Raw genomic sequence first — 19,250 nt, forward strand, 5'->3', positions numbered from 1 at the left:
GCTCGCCATGGACCACCTCCTCGGCGTCCGGGCCTGACACGGCGGAGGCGTCCGGGATCGCGTGAGTGCGGCGGTGGCACGCGCGGCGCACGCGCACGCTGTCGCGGACGGAGCGCGATCCTGGACGGAGCCGCCCTGCCCTGGCTTCGGCGCGGGGGTCTGCCGCCCGCAGCACCCCGCGGCCGCCCGGGCCGCGCCCGGTGACACACCACCGCCGGAGGACGGCTTCTTCCGACGCTGACGGTCTTGCGTCGCTGCTGCCGTCCCTGGTCGCCGATGCGGCGCAGTGAAGGCGTGAGGGCGGCCGGGGCGGTCAAGGCTCCTGAGGCTCGCTCCCGTCCGGACGTGCCGTCTGGGCCAGTGCCGTCGCGGGGTCGTGCGCCGCCACGCCCGCCGGTACCCAGCGGCCGTCCTCCTCGCGGTACGGCCACCAGCGGCCGTCACGGCCCAGGCGGAGCTGATGCGCTGCTCCGACGACGGTCCAACGGTTGGCGCGCGCCCGCAGCGAGGGCCGTTCGTCCTCGTCCCAGGCCGACTCCAGAGCGGCCCGCGCGCGTGCGAGCGCCTCACCCCCGACCGCCCACTCCTCCTCCAGTACGGCCAGCGCCTCGGGGCCGCCGAGCCGCCACGCGGCCACGGCGGTCGCGAGGACCCGCGGATCGCGACCCGATCCATCGGCCAGGCGTGCCGGCAGGAGCGGATCGGGCTCGTCCGCGGTCGAACGCGCCGCCGCGAGTCGCACCGCGTCCTGAGCCGGTGACAGCTCCTCCGCCACGGGCCGCTGTCCGTGTCCGGGGCGCAGGGCGTCGGCGAGCAGTCGACGTGCCTCCGCCGCCGTGGCGGACATCAGGAAGGTCAGGGCGGCCGGATCGACGGCAGCGGGGACAGGCTGGGCATTGGCGTCCAGGTCGCTCCCGAGGTCGGTATCCATAGCGGTGTCGGTGTCCAGGGAAGGGGGTGTCCCCGGTATCTCGGGGACCTCGGGCAGGGCGGGCGGGGGCGGCAGTACGACGCCCGCGGCGTACGCCTCGGCGGCGTCGATCCCGGCCGGCCGCGACCGGGCCGAAGCCGCCGCCCCGGCAGCCCCGCCGTCGCGTGCCTGGAGCGCCTCCACGACGGCGCGTTCACCGCGCCCCCGCATCAGCAGCAGGACGAAGGGGTCCTGGTCCAGAAGCCGGGCCACCTGGTGGCACAGCGCCACCGTGTGCCCGCAGTGGTCCCAGGCACCGCAGTCGCACTCCGGCTCCAGATCACCCGTGCCGGGCAGCAGGTCGATGCCCGCGGCCTCCGAGTCCTCGACCAGGTGCGGAGGCATCTCCAGGTCCAGCAGGGCCGCGACATGAGCGGCCCGCGCGGCCGCCATCTCGATGAACCGGTCCCACTGCGCCCCGGACAACTCGGCCAGCAGGACGTCGGCACGATGACCCGTCCCGTCCGGGTCCCGCACGATCGCGGTGATCCGTCCCGGCCGCACCGACACCGCGCCGACCGCACCCGCGCGGGCGAGCCGCCGCCCCGTCCGTACCTGCTGACCGTCCAGGGCGGTGTCCTCCAGCGCCTTCAGCCAGGCCTGGCCCCACCACGTCTGCGCGAAGCCGCGCCCGCGCGCGGGCGGCAACGCAGCGAACGTCCGCTCGGCGTCACCGCCGCCGTCATCGGCACGGTCGTGGTCGTGTGCGTCCTCGTACCGGGTCACACCGTTCCTCCTCGCAGTCGCACCAGATCGGCCAGCTCCGCGTCCGTCAGCTCGCTCAGAGCCCCCTCTCCGGCTCCGAGCACGGAGTCGGCCAGGTCCCGCTTGCGGCTCAGCAGAGCGGCGATACGGTCCTCGACGGTGCCTTCCGCGATCAACCGGTGCACCTGCACCGGCCGGGTCTGGCCGATGCGGTGGGCACGGTCGGTGGCCTGCGCCTCGACGGCCGGATTCCACCAGCGGTCGTAGTGGACGACATGCTCCGCGCGGGTGAGGTTGAGCCCGGTGCCCGCCGCCTTGAGCGACAGCAGGAAGACGGGGACCTCGCCGTCCTGGAAGCGCCGCACCATTGCCTCGCGGCCGCTGACGGAGGTCCCGCCGTGCAGGAACAGGGAAGGCACGCCCCGCGAGGCCAGGTGGTCTTCCAACAGGCGGCCCATCCGCACGTACTGGGTGAAGACCAGCACGCCCGCCTCCCCGGCGAGGATCGTGTCGAGCAGCTCGTCCAGCAGTTCCAGCTTCCCCGAGCGGCCGGCGATCCGCGGGCGGTCCTCCTTGAGGAACTGCGCCGGGTGGTTGCAGATCTGCTTCAGGCTCGTCAGCAGCTTCACGATCATTCCCCGCCGCTCCATGCCGTCCGCGCCGGAGATCTCCGTGAGCGCCTCCCGGACCACCGCCTCGTACAGGCCCGTCTGTTCCGCGGTGAGCGATACCGGGTGGTCCGTCTCGGTCTTCGGGGGCAGCTCCGGCGCGATACCCGGATCGGATTTCCGGCGACGCAGCAGGAACGGCCGTACCAGCCGGGCGAGTCGTTCCGCGGCGGCCGGGTCCTGGCCGCTCTCGACGGCCTGGGCATAGCGTGTGCGGAAGGTGCCGAGGCGGCCGAGCAGCCCCGGTGTGGTCCAGTCCAGGATGGCCCACAGTTCCGACAGGTTGTTCTCCACCGGGGTGCCGGTGAGCGCCACGCGTGCGCGCGCCCCGATGGTGCGCAGCTCCCGCGCGGTCGCCGAATAGGGGTTCTTGACGTGCTGGGCCTCGTCGGCCACCACCAGGCCCCACGGCACCCGCGCGAGCCGCCGCGCGTCCAGCCGCATCGTGCCGTAGGTGGTGAGGACGAACCCGTTCGCGCAGAGGTCCGCCAGGTCGCGCCGCGTGCCGTGGAAGCGGCGCACCGGCGTGCCGGGCGCGAACCGTTCGATCTCCCGCTGCCAGTTCCCCATCAGCGAGGTCGGGCAGACCACCAGGGTGGGCCCCTGGGACGATTCCTCGGCCTGCCGGTGCAGGTGCAGGGCGATCAGCGTGATCGTCTTGCCGAGTCCCATGTCGTCGGCGAGACAGCAGCCCAGCCCCAGTGAGGACATCCGGGCCAGCCACTCGAGACCGCGCCGCTGATAGTCCCGCAGTGTCGCGGCCAGGGCGGCCGGCTGTGCCACCGGCTGCTGCCCCTCCGGGTCTGTGAGCCGCTCCCGCAAGGCTGCCAGCCACCCGGTCGGCCGCACCTCCACCAGGCGCCCGTCCACCTCGGCCGAGCCGGTGAGCGCCGCGGCGAGCGCGTCGACGGGCGTGACCTTGCGGTCCTGCCGGTCCCGGGCGCGACGCACGTGTTCGGGGTCGACGAGCACCCACTGGTCGCGCAGCCTCACCAAGGGCCGGTCGGCCTCGGCGAGCCGGTCCAGTTCCGCACGCGTGAGCCGCTCGTCCCCCAGGGCGAACGTCCAGTCGAAGGCGAGCAGCGCGTCGGCGGACAGGAACGACGGCCCGCCGCCGCCGGCGAACCGGCCCGCATCCGGCTCCTCGTCCGCCGGACCGATCTCCGCGCGGGAGGTCAGCCCGCGGACCCACTCGCGCGGCCAGTGCACGTCGACCCCCGCGCCGGCCAGGGTGCGGGCGGCGCCGGCGAGGAGTTCGGTGACCTCGTCGTCGGCGAGTTCGACGGCGTCCGGTACGGCGGCCGACAACAGGGGCGTGAGCGCGGGCCAGGCGCGGGCCGCGCGACGCAGTGCGAGCAGGGCGTCGATGCGCGCCCGCGGGCCGAGGGCGTCGCTCGCCGCGCCGGCCCAGACCTCGGCGGCGTCCGCGACGAGCGTGGGATCGCCGACGCTGTGCACCTGCGGCACGACCCGGAACACGGCCCCCGCCCCCGCCTCCGTCCCCGCCATGTCCGTCAGGCCGGACACCTCGATCCGCAGCGAGATCCGCACCCCCGCGTCGTGCCCCGAGGCGACGGCGTCCGCCCAGGCGCGCAGTCCAGGCCGAAGCGCCGGCTCCCGTACGGCGTAAGCGGGACCGCCCGTCACCAGTGGGGCGGCGGGGGAGCGCGGCAGCGTGTCGGCGACCGCGTCCAGGAAGGCGCGCACCAGCAGCTCGGGCTCGGGCAGCCGTGCGGCCCCGGGACCGTCCACCGCCACGGCGTGCGCCTCGGGCGGCATCGCGGCCGCCAAGTGACGCACCCGCTCCAGGTCCTCGGCGCGCAGCGGACCCACGCGCCACGCGTCGTGGTCCCCCGGGGACAGGCCGGGCAACAGCAGCCCGCGCGCCAGGAAGTGCAGGGCCTCCACGGCCGCGGCGCCCCAGAACGCCGCCGCCCGGTGGCTCTCCGCCTGGGCACGCACACGCGTGAGGACCGGCAGCGCCTCCCGCAGCGGCAGCACTACGGCCGGCACGTCCACCGTCTCGACACCGTGGGCGGCGGGTACGGTCACCGCCAGGTCCACCAGGGAGCCTGCCTCGACGCCCCAAGGCCGCTCACCGTCGGGTCGCCAGAAGGCGATCGACCCGCTGCGGGCGGGATCGCCGGGCAGGAACACGACGCTGCACCGGGCGAGTCGGGAGATGTCCGTCGAGGCGGGCGGGGGAGTGGTCTGCTCGGCGATGACCTATTCCTCAAGTTTGACTAGTGGGATCGGAACGCCGACTGTACCGCAGTACGGCGCCTGGTCGGGTGTGCTTTCGGGTGGGGTGGGTCACTATGCAGGGGTGGGGTGGCGTCATGGGTGGCGCCATCGGTGGCGGGGTCGTTGTCGGGTCCAGGGGGCGACTGAGGGCGGTGAGTAAGGGCAGTAAGGGCGGCGTGTAAGGGTTGGGCTCAGGGGTGCCTCAGGGGCGTCTCAGGGGTGCGGGCCGGAACTGCGGCGGGCGCGAGCCCGTTCTCAGGAGAGAGAGCGGCAGTGGCCGCGGAGGAGGCGACACCATGTCGAAGAACGCCAAGATCGCCGCAGGGGGTGTGGCGGTCGGCCTCATCCTGTTGATCTGGCTGCCCTGGTGGGCCGCCCTCCTGATCATCGTGGGCATCCCGGCCGCCGCGTACCTCGCGCTCGATCCCTCCCAGCGGCGCAGGCTGCGCCGTAACCGACGCCGGGAACTCGGCCGCTGACGGGCCGGCGCCCCGCCATGGCCACACGCTCCGCGGGCGGCGGAACAGAGGCGAGGGGCAGGGGAGACGGACAGAGGTGACGGAGAGGGGCGACGACTCGTGGGCGTAGCGCTCAGCCGGGGCGTACGGCCATCTTGTCCAGGGCTTCCAAGAGGCCCGGCAGCTCCGCTCCCCGGCCGACCGGGAGGACCTCGCCGGGTTTCTCGTCCAGCAGGACGAAGGCGATGTCGTCGGTGCGCGCCACCAGGGACCAGCCGGGGCCGTCGGCTCGCAGGGTGCGTGCCTCGCCCGGTGCGAACGACGACCGCACGCGGCCGAGCGGCGGCGGCGTGTCGACGTAGGCGCGGGCCTCCGCGAGCACCCGCCGGATGCCGTTGTGGCCGCTCTCGGGCGCGTTCTTTCGCCCGGCGCCTGCTCGCCCGGCGCCTGCGTCGGCCGGTTCCGCCGCGGCGGCGCCCGCCTCCCGCTCCGGGGCATCGGGCACACCGGCGTCCCCACCGGCACCCGTACCGTCGTCCGGGGCGGGGAAGTCGGAGTCGTCGAGCTGCTCCCGCCACTGCGACCACCGCGACGCGATCTCGTCGGCGCCCAGGCGTCGTTGCGCCGACCCCCAGGCGGTCGTGTCGGGCGGCGACAGCGGAGGCTGGTCCTCGCTCTCCGGCGCGGGATCGTGCGGCGCGGGTACGCCCGGTGCCGCCACGGCGAGCGCGAGAGGCCACCCGGGCAGGGCCGCGACGACCGTGCGCTCGTCCGGCGACAGCTCGTACTCCATGCCGCAGTCCCAGGACGCGACGGCCACGGCGACCAGGGAGACGTCGTCGATCACGACGGTCCACCGGGCGCCGTCGCCGTCCTGGCCGAGCACCAGCCCGTAACCGTCCGCGAGGGGCGGAAGACCGAGCGCCGCGCACGCCTCCGGGTAGTCGTCGCCCAGCACGCTCGGGAAATTCGCCGGCGTCAGCAGCACCGCCGTCAGCACATAGAGCGCGTCGTCCGCGGTGGCGACGGCGTCCTCGTCCGTCTCGGCCATCCCAGCCTCCCCATCGGTTCGACCAACCGCGCGCACCCTAGTGCGACCGGAAGGCGCTTGTCACGGCTCCCCGACGCACGCTGGCTGCGGTTCTCCGGCCGCACGGGGCGACACCGACCACCGCGGGCGCGGCGAGCGGCCCCTCAGACCACCGGAAGCCCGAGGAGCGCGCGGGCCACCTGTCGCGGTGACTCCTCGCGTTCCCGCGCGAGTGCCACGACGGCCCGGCAGGCCAGCTCGTTCAACCCGAACGACAACGCCTCCGGTGACACCCAGCCCGCCGCCTCGTCGATCCGCTCCTGATCGTCCTCCACGGACGCCGACACGTAGGCGGCGGCCGCCTCGAAGAGGTTGTGCGGCCGCGTGTCCGCTCCGGCGGCCGGCGTGCCCTCCTCGCCGGCCGCCGCCCCGGTGACTCTGCTCCAGACCGTGCGCACCCTGTCGAACACGCTGATCACCTTCCCCCTGTGCGGCTCTCCTCGCCGAAAGTGCGTTCCCTGCCACTCAACGTAAGGGTTTCAGGGCGGCGTCGACAGAAGGGGGCCATGGCCGGTCGTCGGCCGCTTCGCGGGGGTGCGCCGCCGGTGGTCGGAGCCGGAGCCTCAGCCCTCGCGGACGGCCAGGGCAAGAAAGCGGTCGTCCTCGTCCACGTACGACGTCATCCGCCATCCCGAACCAGCCAGCAGCGGACGCAGATTGGGCTCCGCGCGCAGATCGTCCGGAGTGAGCCGCCGCCCCTGGCGGGCCGCCAGCGTCGCCCTGCCGAGGGGGTGGAACAGGGCCAGCAGACCTCCCACCCGCACCACGCGTGCCAACTCCCGCAAGTTCGTCCCCGGTTCCGGCAGGTGGGCGACAAGACCCGCGGCGAAGACGGCGTCGAGCGACGCCGAGCGCAGCGGCAGCGCGGCGACATCGGTCCGCAGCAGCCGTCCGTCCCGGTCCCGCCCGGCCCGCACGGCGGCCTGGAGCATGGCCGAGGTGAGATCGGCCCCCATCACGACCCCCGCCGGGCCCACGGCCGCCCGCAACGGCGTCAGGGCCCGTCCGGTGCCGCAGCCCGCGTCGAGCACACGGTCCCCTTGGCGCAGGTTCAGCGCGGCGACGGCCGCGGCGTAGGCGGGGGCGTCGTCGGGGAATCTGCTGTCCCAGTCGGCGGCGCGGGCGGCGAAGAACTCCTGGACGCGTGTGTGGTCGTGACTCATGTTCCGCATGATCCCCCACCGCCGCGCCGCGACACCGCGGTGCACGCGTGCGAACGGCGTGGGCCCCGGGCGGGCCCGGTCCGCTCAGTCCGCCACGCCCTTCTGCGCCAGGACCTTGTCCACGGTGACCCGGACCAGCAGCTCTCCGGGGACGCCGTTGCGGACCCCGAACTCCTCCGCTCGGTCCTCGCCCATGTACCGGGCACCGATGCGGGCGGCCCAGTGCCTCAGCTCGGCCAGGCCCTCCAGCAGGCGGGCGCGGCCCTGCAGGACGACGAAATCGAAGGGTGGCCGGTCGTCGTCCACGCACAGGGCGACCCGGCCGTCCCGGGCCAGATTGCGCCCCTTCACCGTGTCCGCCCCGGTGTTGAACACGATGTCGTCCCCGTCGAGCAGGAACCAGATCGGCGCCACGTGCGGACTGCCGTCCGCGCGGACGGTGGAGAGTTTCGCGGTGCGGGTGCCGTGGGAGACGAACGCCCGCCACTCCTCGTCGGTCATCTTCTGTGCCATGGCCCCATCCTGCTTGCCCGGAGCCGGACCGTGGGGAAGGCTGGCGGAAGCTCCCTCGGCCGGAGGGAGACATCGCACGGGGAGCACACGGGGAGACGGGATCATGGCGCAGAACCGGGGACTCGGCTGGATGCTGGACGATCTGACCGAGCGCGTCGAACACGTCCGGCACGCACTGGTCCTGTCCAACGACGGGTTGGTGACGGGCGCCAGCACGGGCCTACGACGCGAGGACGCGGAGCACCTCGCCGCCGTCTCGTCCGGCCTGCACAGCCTGGCCAAGGGGTCGGGGCGCCACTTCGGTGCCGGGCGGGTACGTCAGACGATGGTCGAGTTCGACGAGGCGGTGCTCTTCGTCACGGCGGCCGGCTCCGGTAGCTGCCTGTGCGTACTGAGCGGCGCGGAGGCCGACATCGGCCAGATCGCCTACGAGATGACCCTGCTGGTGAACCGGGTCGGCGAGCACCTCGACATCGACGCCCGCCACCCCGAACCCACCTCTGCGCTGGACTCCTGACCCCGTGGCTCCTCACCCCGCGCAGTGCTGACTCCGTGGGCTCCTGACCCCGTGGACTGCTGACTTCGTGGGCTTCTGACCCCGTCGAGACCGGCCGGTGCAGGGCCGTCACGGAGAGTTATCCACAGGCTCGTCGGGAGAACCGTCGCAGCGGCTACGGTTTTCTCGGTCGCACGCATCGGGCGTCGGCCGCACGGACTCCACGGGGGAGACGAGCATGTCCGGCAACATCCTCACGCACAGCACCGCACCCACGACCGCCGCTGACCGGGCTGCCGCCACCACCGGGGACTCCCTGGTCGCACTCGGCCGAGCCGCACGGGAACTCGGTCTTCGACGCGGCGAGTTCGACATCGCGATGGGCCTCGGGCGGATCCGCACCGTGCCCGACGACAGGGGAGGGGGCCGGTCCGTCCCGCAAGCCGAGATCGACAGGATCCGCGCCCGGGAGGGCTTCGGCACGGCCCTGCGGGACAGCGTCCGGACCGTGGGCACCACACAGGGCGCGGCGCTCATGGAGATCCCCAAGGCCCGGTTCACGCGTCTCGCGCGGCTGGGACTGCTGGTGCCCGTGCGCTTCTACCTCAACCGGTACCGCGCCGTGGTGTGGCTGTACCTGGCCGACGAACTGGAGCGGTTCGCGGCCGACGATCGGCATACGGCGCTGCTGACGGGCCGGATGTCCGAGGAACTGCTGGACCGTCTGAGGGCGGGCCAGGACCGGCGCCCCCGCAACTGGCGCGGGCGGCACCTGGGTTTCCTGCTCCGGCAGGCCGACGGTCCATGGGCCCGGGCCGCGGCGGTGGCCTCCCTGCTCGGCCCGGCCGAAGTGGCCGCGGTGGTGGCGGACCCCGGCGAGCGTGACCTCCTCGACCGGTTCCGCCCCGCGCCGGCCGCTCACGGCGCGCCGGGTTCACCGGCCGCCGACGCGGCGGAGGAGATCATGACCGCGGCCGACCCGGACGAGATCGACTGGCTCCGGGCCGACCTCACGCGCGCGGTGTCCGACGCCCGCGACCACCAGCCGGCACCGGACCGGACCACGGACCCGCCCGCTGCCCACCGCCCGGCGCCCCCGCCCCCGCCCCGGACCGTTCCGTCCTGGGCGCCGGCACCCGCTGTCCCGTCCCCGGTCGCTCCGTCCCCGGTCGCTCAGTCCCCGGCTGTCGGACGGGCGCGCGGGCTGCTCGCGCCGCGCCCCGCCACCGAGGCGCACACGGCGCACACGCCCTGCCGGGCACCGGCCCGGCGCCCGGAGCGACCACCCGCACGCCCCCGCGGTCTCCTCGCCCGTCTGCGCCGGGGGAACCGCTGAGCGAGACGGGCGGTCATGCGCGCAAGGCCGGCGCACCGGACGCGGGAGCGCGCGGGCGCGGGGAACGCAGCGACCGCAGTGACCGCAGGGCACGGACTACAGGGCCCTGAACAGGCCCTCCTGCACGACGGACACCAGCAGGCGTCCCTCGGTGTCGTAGATCCGGCCGCGGGCCAGTCCCCGCCCGCCGGTGGCGATCGGCGACTCCTGGTCGTACAGGAACCACTCGTCCGCCCGGAACGGACGGTGGAACCACATGGCATGGTCCAGGGACGCCATGTCGAAGCCGCGCGGACCCCACAGCGGTTCCACCGGGATACGCACGGCGTCCAGGAGCGTCATGTCGCTGGCGTAGGTCAGCGCGCAGGTGTGCACGAGCGGATCGTCACCGAGCGGCCCGACCGCGCGCATCCACACGGCACTGCGTGGCTCGGCGTCCCGGATCTCCTCGGCGTCCCAGCGCAGCCGGTCGACGTAGCGGATGTCGAAGGGCTGGCGCCGTGCCATCCGCTCCAACTGCTCCGGCAGGCCGCCCAGATGCTCCCGGACCTCGGCGGCGACCGTCGGCAGGGACTCCGGGTCCGGCACCTTCCGGGCCGGCGGCAACTGATGTTCGAAACTGCCCTGCTCGGGCTTGTGGAAGGAGGCGGTGAGATTGAAGATCGTGCGGCCCTGTTGCACGGCGGTGACCCGGCGGGTCGTGAACGACCGTCCGTCCCGCACCCGTTCGACCTGGTACACGATCGGCACACCCGGCCGTCCCGGCCGCAGGAAGTACGCGTGCAGCGAGTGCACCGGGCGGTCGCCCTCCGTGGTGCGCCCCGCGGCGACCAGCGCCTGGCCGGCGACCTGGCCGCCGAAGACCCGCTGCAGGGACTCCTCCGGGCTGCGGCCGCGGAAGATGTTGACCTCGATCCGCTCCAGGTCGAGCAGGTCGACAAGGCTCTCGGCCGGGTTCGTCATGAGTGGTGTTCTCCTGTGGTCACAACTGGCCGACATCGGTGACGCGCACGATCGCCCGGCCCTCCGCGTCGGAGGCCACCAGGTCGATCTCCGCGCTGATGCCCCAGTCGTGGTCGCTGTTGGGGTCGTCGAAGATCTGCCGCACGCGCCACAGCCGGTTCTCCGGCTCCTCCGTGATCACCAGCAGCTTCGGGCCGCGGGCGTCGGGACCGGTGCCGAGGTCGTCGTACTCGTCCCAGTACTTGTCCATGGCCTCGCCCCAGGCGTCCGCGTCCCAGCCGGCGTCACCGTCCATCTCGCCCAGCTCGTTCACCTGGTCGAGAGCGGCCAGCTCCACCCGGCGGAACAGGGCGTTGCGCACCAGGACGCGGAAGGCGCGGGCGTTGGTGGTGACCGGCCGGACCTGGTCGGCCTTCTCCTGGGCCTCCTCGGCGGTCATCTCCCCCGGGTTGGCGAGCTGCTCCCACTCGTCCAGCAGGCTGGAGTCGACCTGGCGCACCATCTCGCCCAGCCACTCGATCAGATCCTGGAGGTCGTCGGACTTCAGGTCGTCGGGGACGGTGTGATCGAGCGCCTTGTAGGCGCCGGCGAGGTAGCGCAGCACGATGCCCTCGGTGCGGGCCAGCTCGTAGTGCGAGGTCAGCTCGGTGAAGGACATCGCCCGCTCGTACATGTCCCGGATCACCGACTTCGGCGACAGCGGATGGTCACCGACCCAGGGGTGGCTCTTGCGGTACGTGTCGTACGCGTGGAAGAGCAGTTCCTCCAGCGGCTTCGGGTAGGTGACGTCCTGGAGGCGCTCCATGCGGTCCTCGTACTCGACGCCGTCCGCCTTCATCGCGGCCACGGCCTCGCCGCGCGCCTTGTTCTGCTGGGCGGCGAGGATCTGCCGCGGGTCGTCCAGCGTGGACTCCACCACGGACACCATGTCCAGCGCGTACGACGGCGACTCGGGGTCGAGGAGTTCGAACGCGGCCAGCGCGAACGTGGACAGCGGCTGGTTCAGGGCGAAGTCCTGCTGGAGGTCGACCGTGAGGCGGACGATGCGGCCCTCCGCGTCCGGCGTGTCCAGCTTCTCGACGATGCCGCCGTCCAGCAGGGAGCGGTAGATCGCGATGGCCCGCCGGATGTGCCGGAGCTGCTGCTTGCGGGGCTCGTGGTTGTCCTCCAACAGGTGCCGCATCGCCTCGAAGGCGTTGCCGGGCCGGGCGATCACCGACAGCAGCATCGTGTGCGTGACCCGGAAACGGGAGGTCAGCGGCTCGGGCTCGGAGGTGATGAGCTTGTCGAAGGTCTGCTCGGCCCAGCCGACGAAACCCTCGGGAGCCTTCTTGCGGACCACCTTGCGGCGCTTCTTCGGGTCGTCGCCCGCCTTGGCCAGGTTCTTCTCGTTCTCGATGACGTGCTCGGGCGCCTGCGCGACCACGAAACCAGCCGTGTCGAAACCCGCCCGCCCGGCCCGCCCCGCGATCTGGTGGAACTCCCGGGCGCGCAGTGTCCGCACCCGGCTGCCGTCGTACTTGGTCAGCGCGGTGAACAGCACGGTGCGGATCGGGACGTTGACGCCCACACCGAGCGTGTCGGTCCCGCAGATCACCTTCAGCAGTCCGGCCTGGGCGAGTTTCTCCACCAGCCGCCGGTACTTGGGCAGCATGCCGGCATGGTGCACCCCGATGCCGTGCCGCACGTACCGGGAGAGGTTGCGCCCGAACTTGGTGGTGAAGCGGAAGCCGCCGATCACCTCGGCGATCTTGTCCTTCTCCTCCCGGGTGCACATGTTGATGCTCATCAGCGCCTGCGCCCGCTCCACGGCCTGCGCCTGCGTGAAGTGCACGATGTACACCGGAGCCTGCTTGGTGACCAGCAGGTCGGTGAGCGTCTCGGTGAGCGGGGTGTAGCGGTACTCGTAGGACAGGGGCACCGGGCGGGTCGCCGACCGGACCACCGACGTGGGGCGGCCGGTGCGCCGGGCGAGGTCCTGCTCGAAGAAGGAGACGTCACCGAGGGTGGCGGACATCAGGACGAACTGCGCCTGCGGGAGTTCCAGCAGCGGGATCTGCCAGGCCCAGCCGCGGTCCGGCTCCGCGTAGAAGTGGAACTCGTCCATGACGACCTGGCCGATGTCCGCGTGCTTGCCGTCCCGCAGCGCGATCGACGCCAGTACCTCGGCGGTGCAGCAGATCACGGGGGCGTCGGAGTTCACCGAGGCGTCGCCGGTCAGCATGCCCACGTTCTCGGTGCCGAACAGCTTGCACAGCTCGAAGAACTTCTCCGACACCAGTGCCTTGATCGGCGCCGTGTAGAAGGTGACCTCGTCCCGGGCCAGGGCGGCGAAGTGGGCGCCCGCCGCGATCATGCTCTTGCCGGAGCCGGTGGGCGTCGACACGATCACGTTCGCACCCGAGACCGCCTCGATCAGCGCCTCCTCCTGGTGGGGGTAGAGCGTGAGACCGCGTTCCTCGGCCCACGACTCGAAGGCTTCGTAGAGGGCGTCGGGGTCGGCGGTCGGCGGCAGGCGATCGATGAGGGTCACGCCCCCATCTTGCCTGGCCCCGTCCCCCAAGAGGGAATCGGCTGCGGGCCCGAAGATCACGAACGCTACGCTGGACGGCCGGTGACGCATCGGCGGCCGGAGTCAACTGGGCAGCGGCACATGAGGAACAGGGCGGGCAACGGTCATGATGGGACCAGCACACTCACTGTCGGGCGCCGCGGCCTGGCTGGGCGTCGGGGCGGCGACCGCCGCCGCCGGGCACCCGATGCCCTGGCCGGTCCTCCTGGTCGGAGCCCTGATCTGTGCCGGTGCCGCGCTCGCCCCGGATCTGGACCACAAGGCGGCCACCATCTCGCGCAGCTTCGGGCCGATCTCCCGCGGAGTGTGCGAGATCGTCGACAAGCTCTCGTACGCCGTCTACAAGGCCACGAAGAAGCAGGGCGACCCGCGCCGCTCCGGCGGGCACCGCACGCTCACACACACCTGGCTGTGGGCGGTCCTGCTCGGTGCCGGCTCCTCCGCCGTGGCGGTGGGCGCGGACCGCTGGGGAGTGCTGGCGATCCTCTTCGTCCACCTGGTGCTGGCGATCGAGGGCCTGCTGTGGCGGGCGGCCCGCGGCTCCAGCAGCGACGTCCTGGTCTGGCTGCTCGCCGCGACCAGCGCGTGGATACTGGCCGGCATCCTCGACGAATCGGACAACGGGTCGGCCTGGCTGTTCACCGCGCCGGGCCAGGAGTACATGTGGCTGGGGCTGCCCATCGTGCTGGGCGCCCTGGTGCACGACATCGGGGACGCGCTGACCGTGTCCGGCTGCCCGATACTCTGGCCCATTCCGCTGGGCCGCAAGCGCTGGTATCCCGTGGGCCCGCCCAAGGCCATCAGGTTCCGGGCGGGCAGTTGGGTGGAGCTGAAAGTGCTGATGCCGGCGTTCATGCTGCTCGGCGGGGTGGGCTGCGCGGCCGCGCTCAACGTCATCTGAGGCCGGGCCGCCGCCCGGACGCGAGGGGCGGCGGCGCGTCCCGCTCCGGCGGCGCGGCCTCAGGACCCGGTGCCCCGCGTGCCACCTGCGGCGCCCGCGTCGTCTCCCTTGCCGCCCGTGCCCCCGTCGCTTCCGTAGCGGCGTTCGAAGCGGGCGACGCGTCCCTCCGTGTCCACCGTCCGGGCCTGGCCCGTGTAGAAGGGGTGGCTCTCCGAGGAGATCTCCACGTCGACGACCGGGTAGCTGCGGCCGTCGTCCCACTCGACGGTCCGGTCGCTGGTGGCGGTGGACCGGGTGAGGAAGGCGTAACCGGCGGCGCGGTCCCGGAAGACGACCGGGTGGTAGTCGGGGTGCTTGTCCTGTTGCATGGGGGCTCCTCCTACGGCCTCGGCCGCGAGGGCCGGGGCGGCACCGGAAGGCCGGCGCGGCCTGTGGGGCCCGGCGGGTTCAGCGGATCGAGCGGATGGGGCGGATCAAGCGGATCAAGCGGCTTCAGCAGGCTCTGGGAAGTCTGCGGGGTCTTCAGGTTCCGTGGGTTCCGTGGGTTAGGTGGGCCGGCCCGCCGGGCGACCGGCGGCCGGGTCTCAGTGGGGCAGAGTGTCCTCGTCGACGACGTGCATCGCGGCCTCCTCGGCGGAGGCGGCGGCCCCGTCGATGCCGACGTCCGTGGCGACGAGCGCGGGCTCCTCGTCCTCGCGCGCGCCCTCGTCGGGGGCGACGAGCCGGCCGGAGCGCGCGGCGCCGACCTCGTCGTCCAGCAGTTCGCCGTCGGTGTCCTCGCTGTCGCCGAGGCCGTCGCCGTCGGGTGCCGGGGTGTCCGGGGTCTCCTCGGCGAGGCGCTGGTCCAGGGTCTCGCCCCGCCGGCGTTCCGCCGCCGTCACCCCCTCGTGCTCGACGGCCCAGGGCCGCTCCGGCGGGGACCAGCCCCGGTCGAGGGGATCGTCGACACCGTCGTACTCCAGGGTGTCCTCCGCGTCGAGCAGCCCGGTGTCCTCCCGCTGCTCGGAAGCGTCGGGCTGGTAGACGTCGTCTCCCCATCCGTCGGCGCTGCTCACGGATACCTCCAGGGGGTGGGGGCGGGCCCCTCGCGGCGACGGCCCGGGGCGGGCCACCGCCGTGCGGGGCACAGGCGCCGCCCGTCGCCGAACCGCGCGGTTGCGGGGCGTTCCCCGAGCCGGTGCCTGCTTCCAGCCTTCCACCCCCGCTCGGCACCGCGCAACGGCACGGACCCGTGCCGGGGACCCGGCGGCCCACGCCGTTCCCCCTTGAACCCGGACACAACGGCGATCACCAGCGGGGCCGGGCCCGGGTCGACCGGCCGACCGACCCGTCGCCCGAGCCGGTCGACCGCTCGTCCCCGTCGTCCGTCCGGGGCGGCCGGCCGCCGCGGATCAGCCGTGCCAGGAGCGCCACAGCGCCGCGTAGGCGCCGTCCGCCGCGACCAGCTCGTCGTGACTGCCCAGCTCACTGATCCGGCCGTCCTCGACGACGGCGATGACGTCCGCGTCGTGGGCGGTGTGCAGGCGGTGGGCGATGGCGATCACCGTGCGGCCCTCCAGCACCCGGGCGAGCGAGCGCTCCAGATGGCGTGCCGCCCGGGGGTCGAGCAGCGAGGTCGCCTCGTCCAGGACCAGCGTGTGCGGGTCGGCCAGCACCAGGCGGGCCAGGGCGATCTGCTGGGCCTGCGCCGGGGTGAGGGCGAAGCCGCCGGAGCCGACCTCGGTCTCCAGCCCCTCGTCGAGGGCGCGGGTCCAGCCGTCCGCGTCGACCGCGCCCAGCGCGGCCCACAGCTCGGCGTCCGCGGCGCCACCGCGGGCGAGCCGCAGGTTGTCGCGCAGGGAGCCCACGAAGACGTGATGTTCCTGGTTGACCAGGGCGACGTGCGAGCGGACCCGTTCGGCGGGCATCCGGGAGAGTTCCGCGCCGCCCAGGGTGATCCGGCCCTCGCGCGGGGCGTAGATCCCGGCGAGCAGCCTGCCCAGGGTGGACTTGCCGGCCCCCGAGGGGCCGACCAGCGCCAGCCGGGTGCCGGGGGCGACCTCCAGGGACACCTTGCGCAGGACGTCCACGCCCTCCAGGTAACCGAAGTGCACCCGGTCGGCGCGTACGTCACGGCCGTCGGGGGTCTCCGTGACATCACCGGTGTCCGGCTCGATGTCCCGGACACCGACCAGCCGGGCCAGCGACACCTGCGCCACCTGCAGCTCGTCGTACCAGCGCAGGATCAGGCCGACCGGGTCGACGAGCATCTGCGCGATCAGCGCCGCCGTGGTGAGCTGGCCGACCCCGATCCAGCCCTGGAGGACGAAGACGCCACCGATCATGAGGACCGAGGCGAGCACCGTCGCGTGGGTGAGGTTGATGACGGGGAAGAGCACCGACCGCAGCCAGAGCGTGTAGCGCTCCCACGCGGTCCACTCCGCCACCCGGCGGTCCGACAGTTCGATGCGGCGGTCGCCCAGGCGGTGCGCCTCGACGGTGTGCCCGGCGTCCACGGTCTCGGCGAGCGCCGCGGCCACGGCGGCGTACCCGGCGGCCTCCGAGCGGTAGGCGGCGGGGGCACGCCGGAAGTACCAGCGGCAGCCGATCACCAGCAGCGGTACCGCGAGCAGCACGACCGGGGCCAGCGGCGGTGCCGTGACCACCAGACCGCCCAGCAGCAGCACCACCCACACCGCGCCGATCGCCAGTTGTGGCACCGCCTCGCGCATGGCGTTGGCGAGCCGGTCGACATCGGTCGTGATCCGGGACAGCAGGTCGCCCGTGCCGGCCCGTTCCAGCACCCCCGGCGGCAGCCCGACCGACCGTACGAGGAAGTCCTCGCGCAGGTCGGCCAGCATCCGCTCGCCGAGCACCGCGCCGCGCAGCCGCACCTGGCGCACGAAGACGGCCTGGACGACGAGCGCGGCCACGAACAGGGCGACGGTGATGCCGAGGTGGAGTTCGCGGGCACCGTCCGAGACGCGTTCCACGATCCCGCCGAGCAGGTAGGGCCCCGCCATGGAGGCGACGACGGAGACGGTGTTGACCGTGACGAGGATCAGGAAGGCGCGGCGGTGGCGGCGCAGCAGCTCCGTCACGTAGGCGCGGACGGTGGCCGGGGCGCCGACGGGCAGGGTGTTCGCCGTCGTCGGGGCCGCCGGGTCGTACGACGGGGGCGCGACGCCGATCATGCCGTCTCCTCGATCTCTTCCAGCTCTTCCAGCTCTTCAAGTCGGCGCAGTGCGCCGCCGCCCTCCGGGACGCCGCCCGCCGTGGTCCCGGTCCGGGTCTCGGTCTCGTCCTCGGTCTCCCGGGTCACCACCGCCCGGTACCGGGGGTCGGAGTGCAGGAGGTCGTGGTGGGTGCCGACTGCCGCGACCTCGTCGTCGTGCAGGAAGACCACCCGGTCGGCGCTGTCCAGCAGCAGCGGTGAGGAGGTGAACACCACGGTCGTCCGGTCCTCGCGCAGGCTGCGCACGCCCCGCGCGATCCGTGCCTCGGTGTGCGAGTCGACGGCGGAGGTGGGCTCGTCCAGGACGAGCACCTCGGGGTCGGTGATCAGGGAGCGGGCGAGGGCGAGCCGCTGGCGCTGGCCGCCCGACAGGGAGCGGCCCCGTTCGGTGATGCGGGCGTCCATCGGGTCCTTCGCGTCGTACGAACCCTGCGCGAGCGCCGCCAGCACGTCTTCGCACTGGGCGGCGGCCAGCGCCTCCTCGGCTCCGACGGCGCCGGAGGCGGGCACGTCGAGCAGGTCGCGCAGCGTCCCCGACAGCAGCACCGGGTCCTTGTCCTGGACCAGTACGGCGGTCCGCGCGGAGTCCAGCGGCAGCTCGTCCAGCGGTATGCCGCCCAGCAGCACCGAGGTACCCGTCTGCGCGGGGTGTCCGCCGAGACGTTCCGCGAGCCGGCCGGCCGCGTCCGGGTCGCCGCACACCACGGCCGTCAGCCGGCCCGTCGGCGCGAGCAGACCGGTGGCCGGGTCGTACAGGTCGCCGGCGGGGACGTCGGCCGCGCGGGAGCCGGCCGTGTCCGTGGCGCGCTCCAGCGACAGCACCCGGGCCGCCCGTGTGGCCGAGGGCCGGGAGAAGGAGTACGCCATGGCGATCTCCTCGAAGTGCCGCAGCGGATAGGTGAGGATCATGACCGAGCTGTAGACGGTGACGAGTTCGCCCACGCCGATCCGGCCGTCCCGGGCGAGGTGCACGCCGTGCCAGACGACCGCGATGAGCAGCAGCCCCGGCAGCAGTACCTGGATCGCGGAGATCAGGGACCACATGCGGGCGCTGCGCACGGCGGCGTGCCGGACCTCCTGGGAGGCGTGGCGGTAGCGGTCGAGGAACAGTTCCTCGCCGCCGATGCCGCGCAGGACCCGGAGGCCGGCCACGGTGTCCGAGGCGAGTTCGGTGGCCCGGCCCGCCTTCTCGCGCTGGACGTCGGCGCGCCGGGTGGCCCTGGGCAGCAGCGGCAGCACGGCGAGCGCGAGCACCGGCAGGCCGACGGTGACGACTACGCCGAGCGCGGGCTCGTAGACGAGCAGGCCGACGCAGACCAGCACGATGGTCAGCGCGGCGGCGGTGAAGCGGGAGACCGCCTCCACGAACCAGCCGATCTTCTCGACGTCTCCGGTGGAGACGGCCACGACCTCGCCGGCCGCGACGCGACGGGTGAGCGCCGAGCCCAGCGTCGCGGTCCTGCGGGCCAGCAACTGCTGGATGCGGGCCGCCGCGGTGATCCAGTTGGTGACCGCGGAGCGGTGCAGGAAGGTGTCGCCGAGCGCGTTGCCGACGCACGCCAGGGCCAGCAGGCCGCCGGCGAGGGCGAGCCGGGCACCGGACCGGTCGACGACGGCCTGCACGGCGAGACCTACGCAGAACGGCAGGGCGGAGACGGAGAGGAAGTGCAGCATTCCCCAGGCCAGCGAGGTGAGCTGTCCGCCCCACTGGTTCCGGAAGAGCCACCACAGGAATCGGGGGCCCGAGCGGGCGTCGGGCACACCCGGGTCGGTGTACGGAAGGTCTTGGATCTGCATGACGTCCCAGTGGCTCGTGTCAGGGGCCCCACCGCAGGACGGCGGGGGGAGCAAACCGTGACAGGTTCGCGTCGCTGCGTGGTCAAAATCAAGGGGTTTTTCCGCAGCCGCCCGCTCCTGCCGGAGGTGCCGCGGGCGGACCGGCGGCGAGGACGGGCGG

The 19,250-nt window shown here is 73.4% G+C and carries 16 protein-coding genes; 4 read left to right on the forward strand and 12 right to left on the reverse strand.

The genetic code is table 11. The annotated features are described in order from the left end of the window. Nucleotides 1–313: 313 nt before the first annotated feature. The gene (locus ABEB00_RS04850; protein ID WP_345617637.1) at nucleotides 314–1,696 is read right to left on the reverse strand and encodes an SWIM zinc finger family protein; all 1,383 of its coding nucleotides are present in this window, start codon (nucleotides 1,694–1,696) and stop codon (nucleotides 314–316) included. Next, on the reverse strand, nucleotides 1,693–4,500 hold the full coding sequence (locus tag ABEB00_RS04855; protein ID WP_345617638.1) for an SNF2-related protein: 2,808 nt from the start codon (nucleotides 4,498–4,500) through the stop codon (nucleotides 1,693–1,695). Before ABEB00_RS04855 ends, ABEB00_RS04850 begins: the two co-directional genes overlap by 4 nt. A 383-nt stretch (nucleotides 4,501–4,883) precedes the next feature. On the opposite strand from ABEB00_RS04855, the gene ABEB00_RS04860 reads away from it, so the two are divergent. Then, nucleotides 4,884–5,066, forward strand: a complete 183-nt coding sequence (locus ABEB00_RS04860) for a hypothetical protein (protein WP_345617639.1) — start codon at nucleotides 4,884–4,886, stop codon at nucleotides 5,064–5,066. A 112-nt stretch (nucleotides 5,067–5,178) separates the two neighbouring features. Here the strand turns inward: ABEB00_RS04860 and ABEB00_RS04865 are convergent, their stop codons facing one another. From ABEB00_RS04865 to ABEB00_RS04880, 4 genes are all read right to left on the reverse strand, one after another. Further along, nucleotides 5,179–6,096, reverse strand: a complete 918-nt coding sequence (locus tag ABEB00_RS04865; RefSeq protein ID WP_345617640.1) for a hypothetical protein — start codon at nucleotides 6,094–6,096, stop codon at nucleotides 5,179–5,181. A 143-nt stretch (nucleotides 6,097–6,239) separates the two neighbouring features. Then, a complete protein-coding gene (locus ABEB00_RS04870; protein WP_425586436.1) occupies nucleotides 6,240–6,545 on the reverse strand; it encodes a hypothetical protein in 306 nt (101 codons plus the stop codon). A 153-nt stretch (nucleotides 6,546–6,698) separates the two neighbouring features. After that, nucleotides 6,699–7,298 (reverse strand): class I SAM-dependent methyltransferase, encoded by a 600-nt coding sequence (locus tag ABEB00_RS04875; protein WP_345617642.1) that lies wholly within the window; start codon nucleotides 7,296–7,298, stop codon nucleotides 6,699–6,701. 84 nt (nucleotides 7,299–7,382) lie between these two features. Next, nucleotides 7,383–7,811, reverse strand: coding sequence for a PPOX class F420-dependent oxidoreductase (locus tag ABEB00_RS04880; RefSeq protein WP_345617643.1), 429 nt, complete (start codon nucleotides 7,809–7,811; stop codon nucleotides 7,383–7,385). 103 nt (nucleotides 7,812–7,914) lie between these two features. Between ABEB00_RS04880 and ABEB00_RS04885 the strand changes: the two genes are divergently transcribed. After that, a complete protein-coding gene (locus ABEB00_RS04885; RefSeq protein WP_345617644.1) occupies nucleotides 7,915–8,328 on the forward strand; it encodes a roadblock/LC7 domain-containing protein in 414 nt (137 codons plus the stop codon). A 217-nt stretch (nucleotides 8,329–8,545) separates the two neighbouring features. Continuing rightward, nucleotides 8,546–9,643: a DUF6397 family protein gene (locus tag ABEB00_RS04890; RefSeq protein ID WP_345617645.1), complete on the forward strand. Its 1,098-nt coding sequence runs from the start codon at nucleotides 8,546–8,548 to the stop codon at nucleotides 9,641–9,643. Nucleotides 9,644–9,739: 96 nt separating this feature from the next. On the opposite strand, the gene ABEB00_RS04895 is transcribed toward ABEB00_RS04890, so the two are convergent. Together ABEB00_RS04895 and ABEB00_RS04900 are read right to left on the reverse strand one after the other, a co-directional pair. Further along, nucleotides 9,740–10,606, reverse strand: a complete 867-nt coding sequence (locus tag ABEB00_RS04895) for an acyl-CoA thioesterase (RefSeq protein WP_345617646.1) — start codon at nucleotides 10,604–10,606, stop codon at nucleotides 9,740–9,742. A gap of 19 nt (nucleotides 10,607–10,625) precedes the next feature. Continuing rightward, nucleotides 10,626–13,139 (reverse strand): DEAD/DEAH box helicase, encoded by a 2,514-nt coding sequence (locus ABEB00_RS04900; protein ID WP_345617647.1) that lies wholly within the window; start codon nucleotides 13,137–13,139, stop codon nucleotides 10,626–10,628. Between the two features lie 145 nt (nucleotides 13,140–13,284). Here ABEB00_RS04900 and ABEB00_RS04905 point away from each other — a divergent pair, with 145 nt between their 5' ends. Continuing rightward, nucleotides 13,285–14,079 carry a metal-dependent hydrolase gene (locus tag ABEB00_RS04905; protein WP_345617648.1) on the forward strand — a complete coding sequence of 265 codons (795 nt, stop codon included), beginning with the start codon at nucleotides 13,285–13,287 and terminating at the stop codon, nucleotides 14,077–14,079. 59 nt (nucleotides 14,080–14,138) lie between these two features. Here the strand turns inward: ABEB00_RS04905 and ABEB00_RS04910 are convergent, their stop codons facing one another. The 4 genes from ABEB00_RS04910 to ABEB00_RS04925 form a co-directional block, all read right to left on the reverse strand. Further along, complete coding sequence (locus tag ABEB00_RS04910) at nucleotides 14,139–14,447, reverse strand: type B 50S ribosomal protein L31 (protein ID WP_345617649.1); 309 nt, start codon at nucleotides 14,445–14,447, stop codon at nucleotides 14,139–14,141. Nucleotides 14,448–14,663: 216 nt separating this feature from the next. Further along, nucleotides 14,664–15,134 (reverse strand): DUF5709 domain-containing protein, encoded by a 471-nt coding sequence (locus ABEB00_RS04915; protein WP_345617650.1) that lies wholly within the window; start codon nucleotides 15,132–15,134, stop codon nucleotides 14,664–14,666. A 336-nt stretch (nucleotides 15,135–15,470) separates the two neighbouring features. Further along, nucleotides 15,471–17,252 carry an ABC transporter ATP-binding protein gene (locus ABEB00_RS04920; RefSeq protein WP_345617651.1) on the reverse strand — a complete coding sequence of 594 codons (1,782 nt, stop codon included), beginning with the start codon at nucleotides 17,250–17,252 and terminating at the stop codon, nucleotides 15,471–15,473. Next, the gene (locus ABEB00_RS04925; RefSeq protein ID WP_345617652.1) at nucleotides 17,249–19,090 is read right to left on the reverse strand and encodes an ABC transporter ATP-binding protein; all 1,842 of its coding nucleotides are present in this window, start codon (nucleotides 19,088–19,090) and stop codon (nucleotides 17,249–17,251) included. The genes ABEB00_RS04920 and ABEB00_RS04925 overlap by 4 nt, the downstream gene beginning before the upstream one ends. Nucleotides 19,091–19,250 lie beyond the last annotated feature (160 nt).

It is taken from the genome of Streptomyces ziwulingensis, from assembly GCF_039542605.1.
Classification (GTDB): Bacteria; Actinomycetota; Actinomycetes; order Streptomycetales; family Streptomycetaceae; genus Streptomyces; species Streptomyces ziwulingensis.

Bases quoted from the DNA above. Each gene is read 5' to 3' on its own strand.
- ABEB00_RS04905 (WP_345617648.1), top strand. From the start codon at position 13,285: ATGATGGGACCAGCACACTCACTGTCGGGCGCCGCGGCCTGGCTGGGC.
- ABEB00_RS04860 (WP_345617639.1), top strand. From the start codon at position 4,884: ATGTCGAAGAACGCCAAGATCGCCGCAGGGGGTGTGGCGGTCGGCCTC.
- ABEB00_RS04890 (WP_345617645.1), top strand. From the start codon at position 8,546: ATGTCCGGCAACATCCTCACGCACAGCACCGCACCCACGACCGCCGCT.
- ABEB00_RS04910 (WP_345617649.1), bottom strand. From the start codon at position 14,447: ATGCAACAGGACAAGCACCCCGACTACCACCCGGTCGTCTTCCGGGAC.
- ABEB00_RS04885 (WP_345617644.1), top strand. From the start codon at position 7,915: ATGGCGCAGAACCGGGGACTCGGCTGGATGCTGGACGATCTGACCGAG.
- ABEB00_RS04865 (WP_345617640.1), bottom strand. From the start codon at position 6,096: ATGGCCGAGACGGACGAGGACGCCGTCGCCACCGCGGACGACGCGCTC.
- ABEB00_RS04925 (WP_345617652.1), bottom strand. From the start codon at position 19,090: ATGCAGATCCAAGACCTTCCGTACACCGACCCGGGTGTGCCCGACGCC.
- ABEB00_RS04880 (WP_345617643.1), bottom strand. From the start codon at position 7,811: ATGGCACAGAAGATGACCGACGAGGAGTGGCGGGCGTTCGTCTCCCAC.
- ABEB00_RS04875 (WP_345617642.1), bottom strand. From the start codon at position 7,298: ATGAGTCACGACCACACACGCGTCCAGGAGTTCTTCGCCGCCCGCGCC.
- ABEB00_RS04895 (WP_345617646.1), bottom strand. From the start codon at position 10,606: ATGACGAACCCGGCCGAGAGCCTTGTCGACCTGCTCGACCTGGAGCGG.
- ABEB00_RS04920 (WP_345617651.1), bottom strand. From the start codon at position 17,252: ATGATCGGCGTCGCGCCCCCGTCGTACGACCCGGCGGCCCCGACGACG.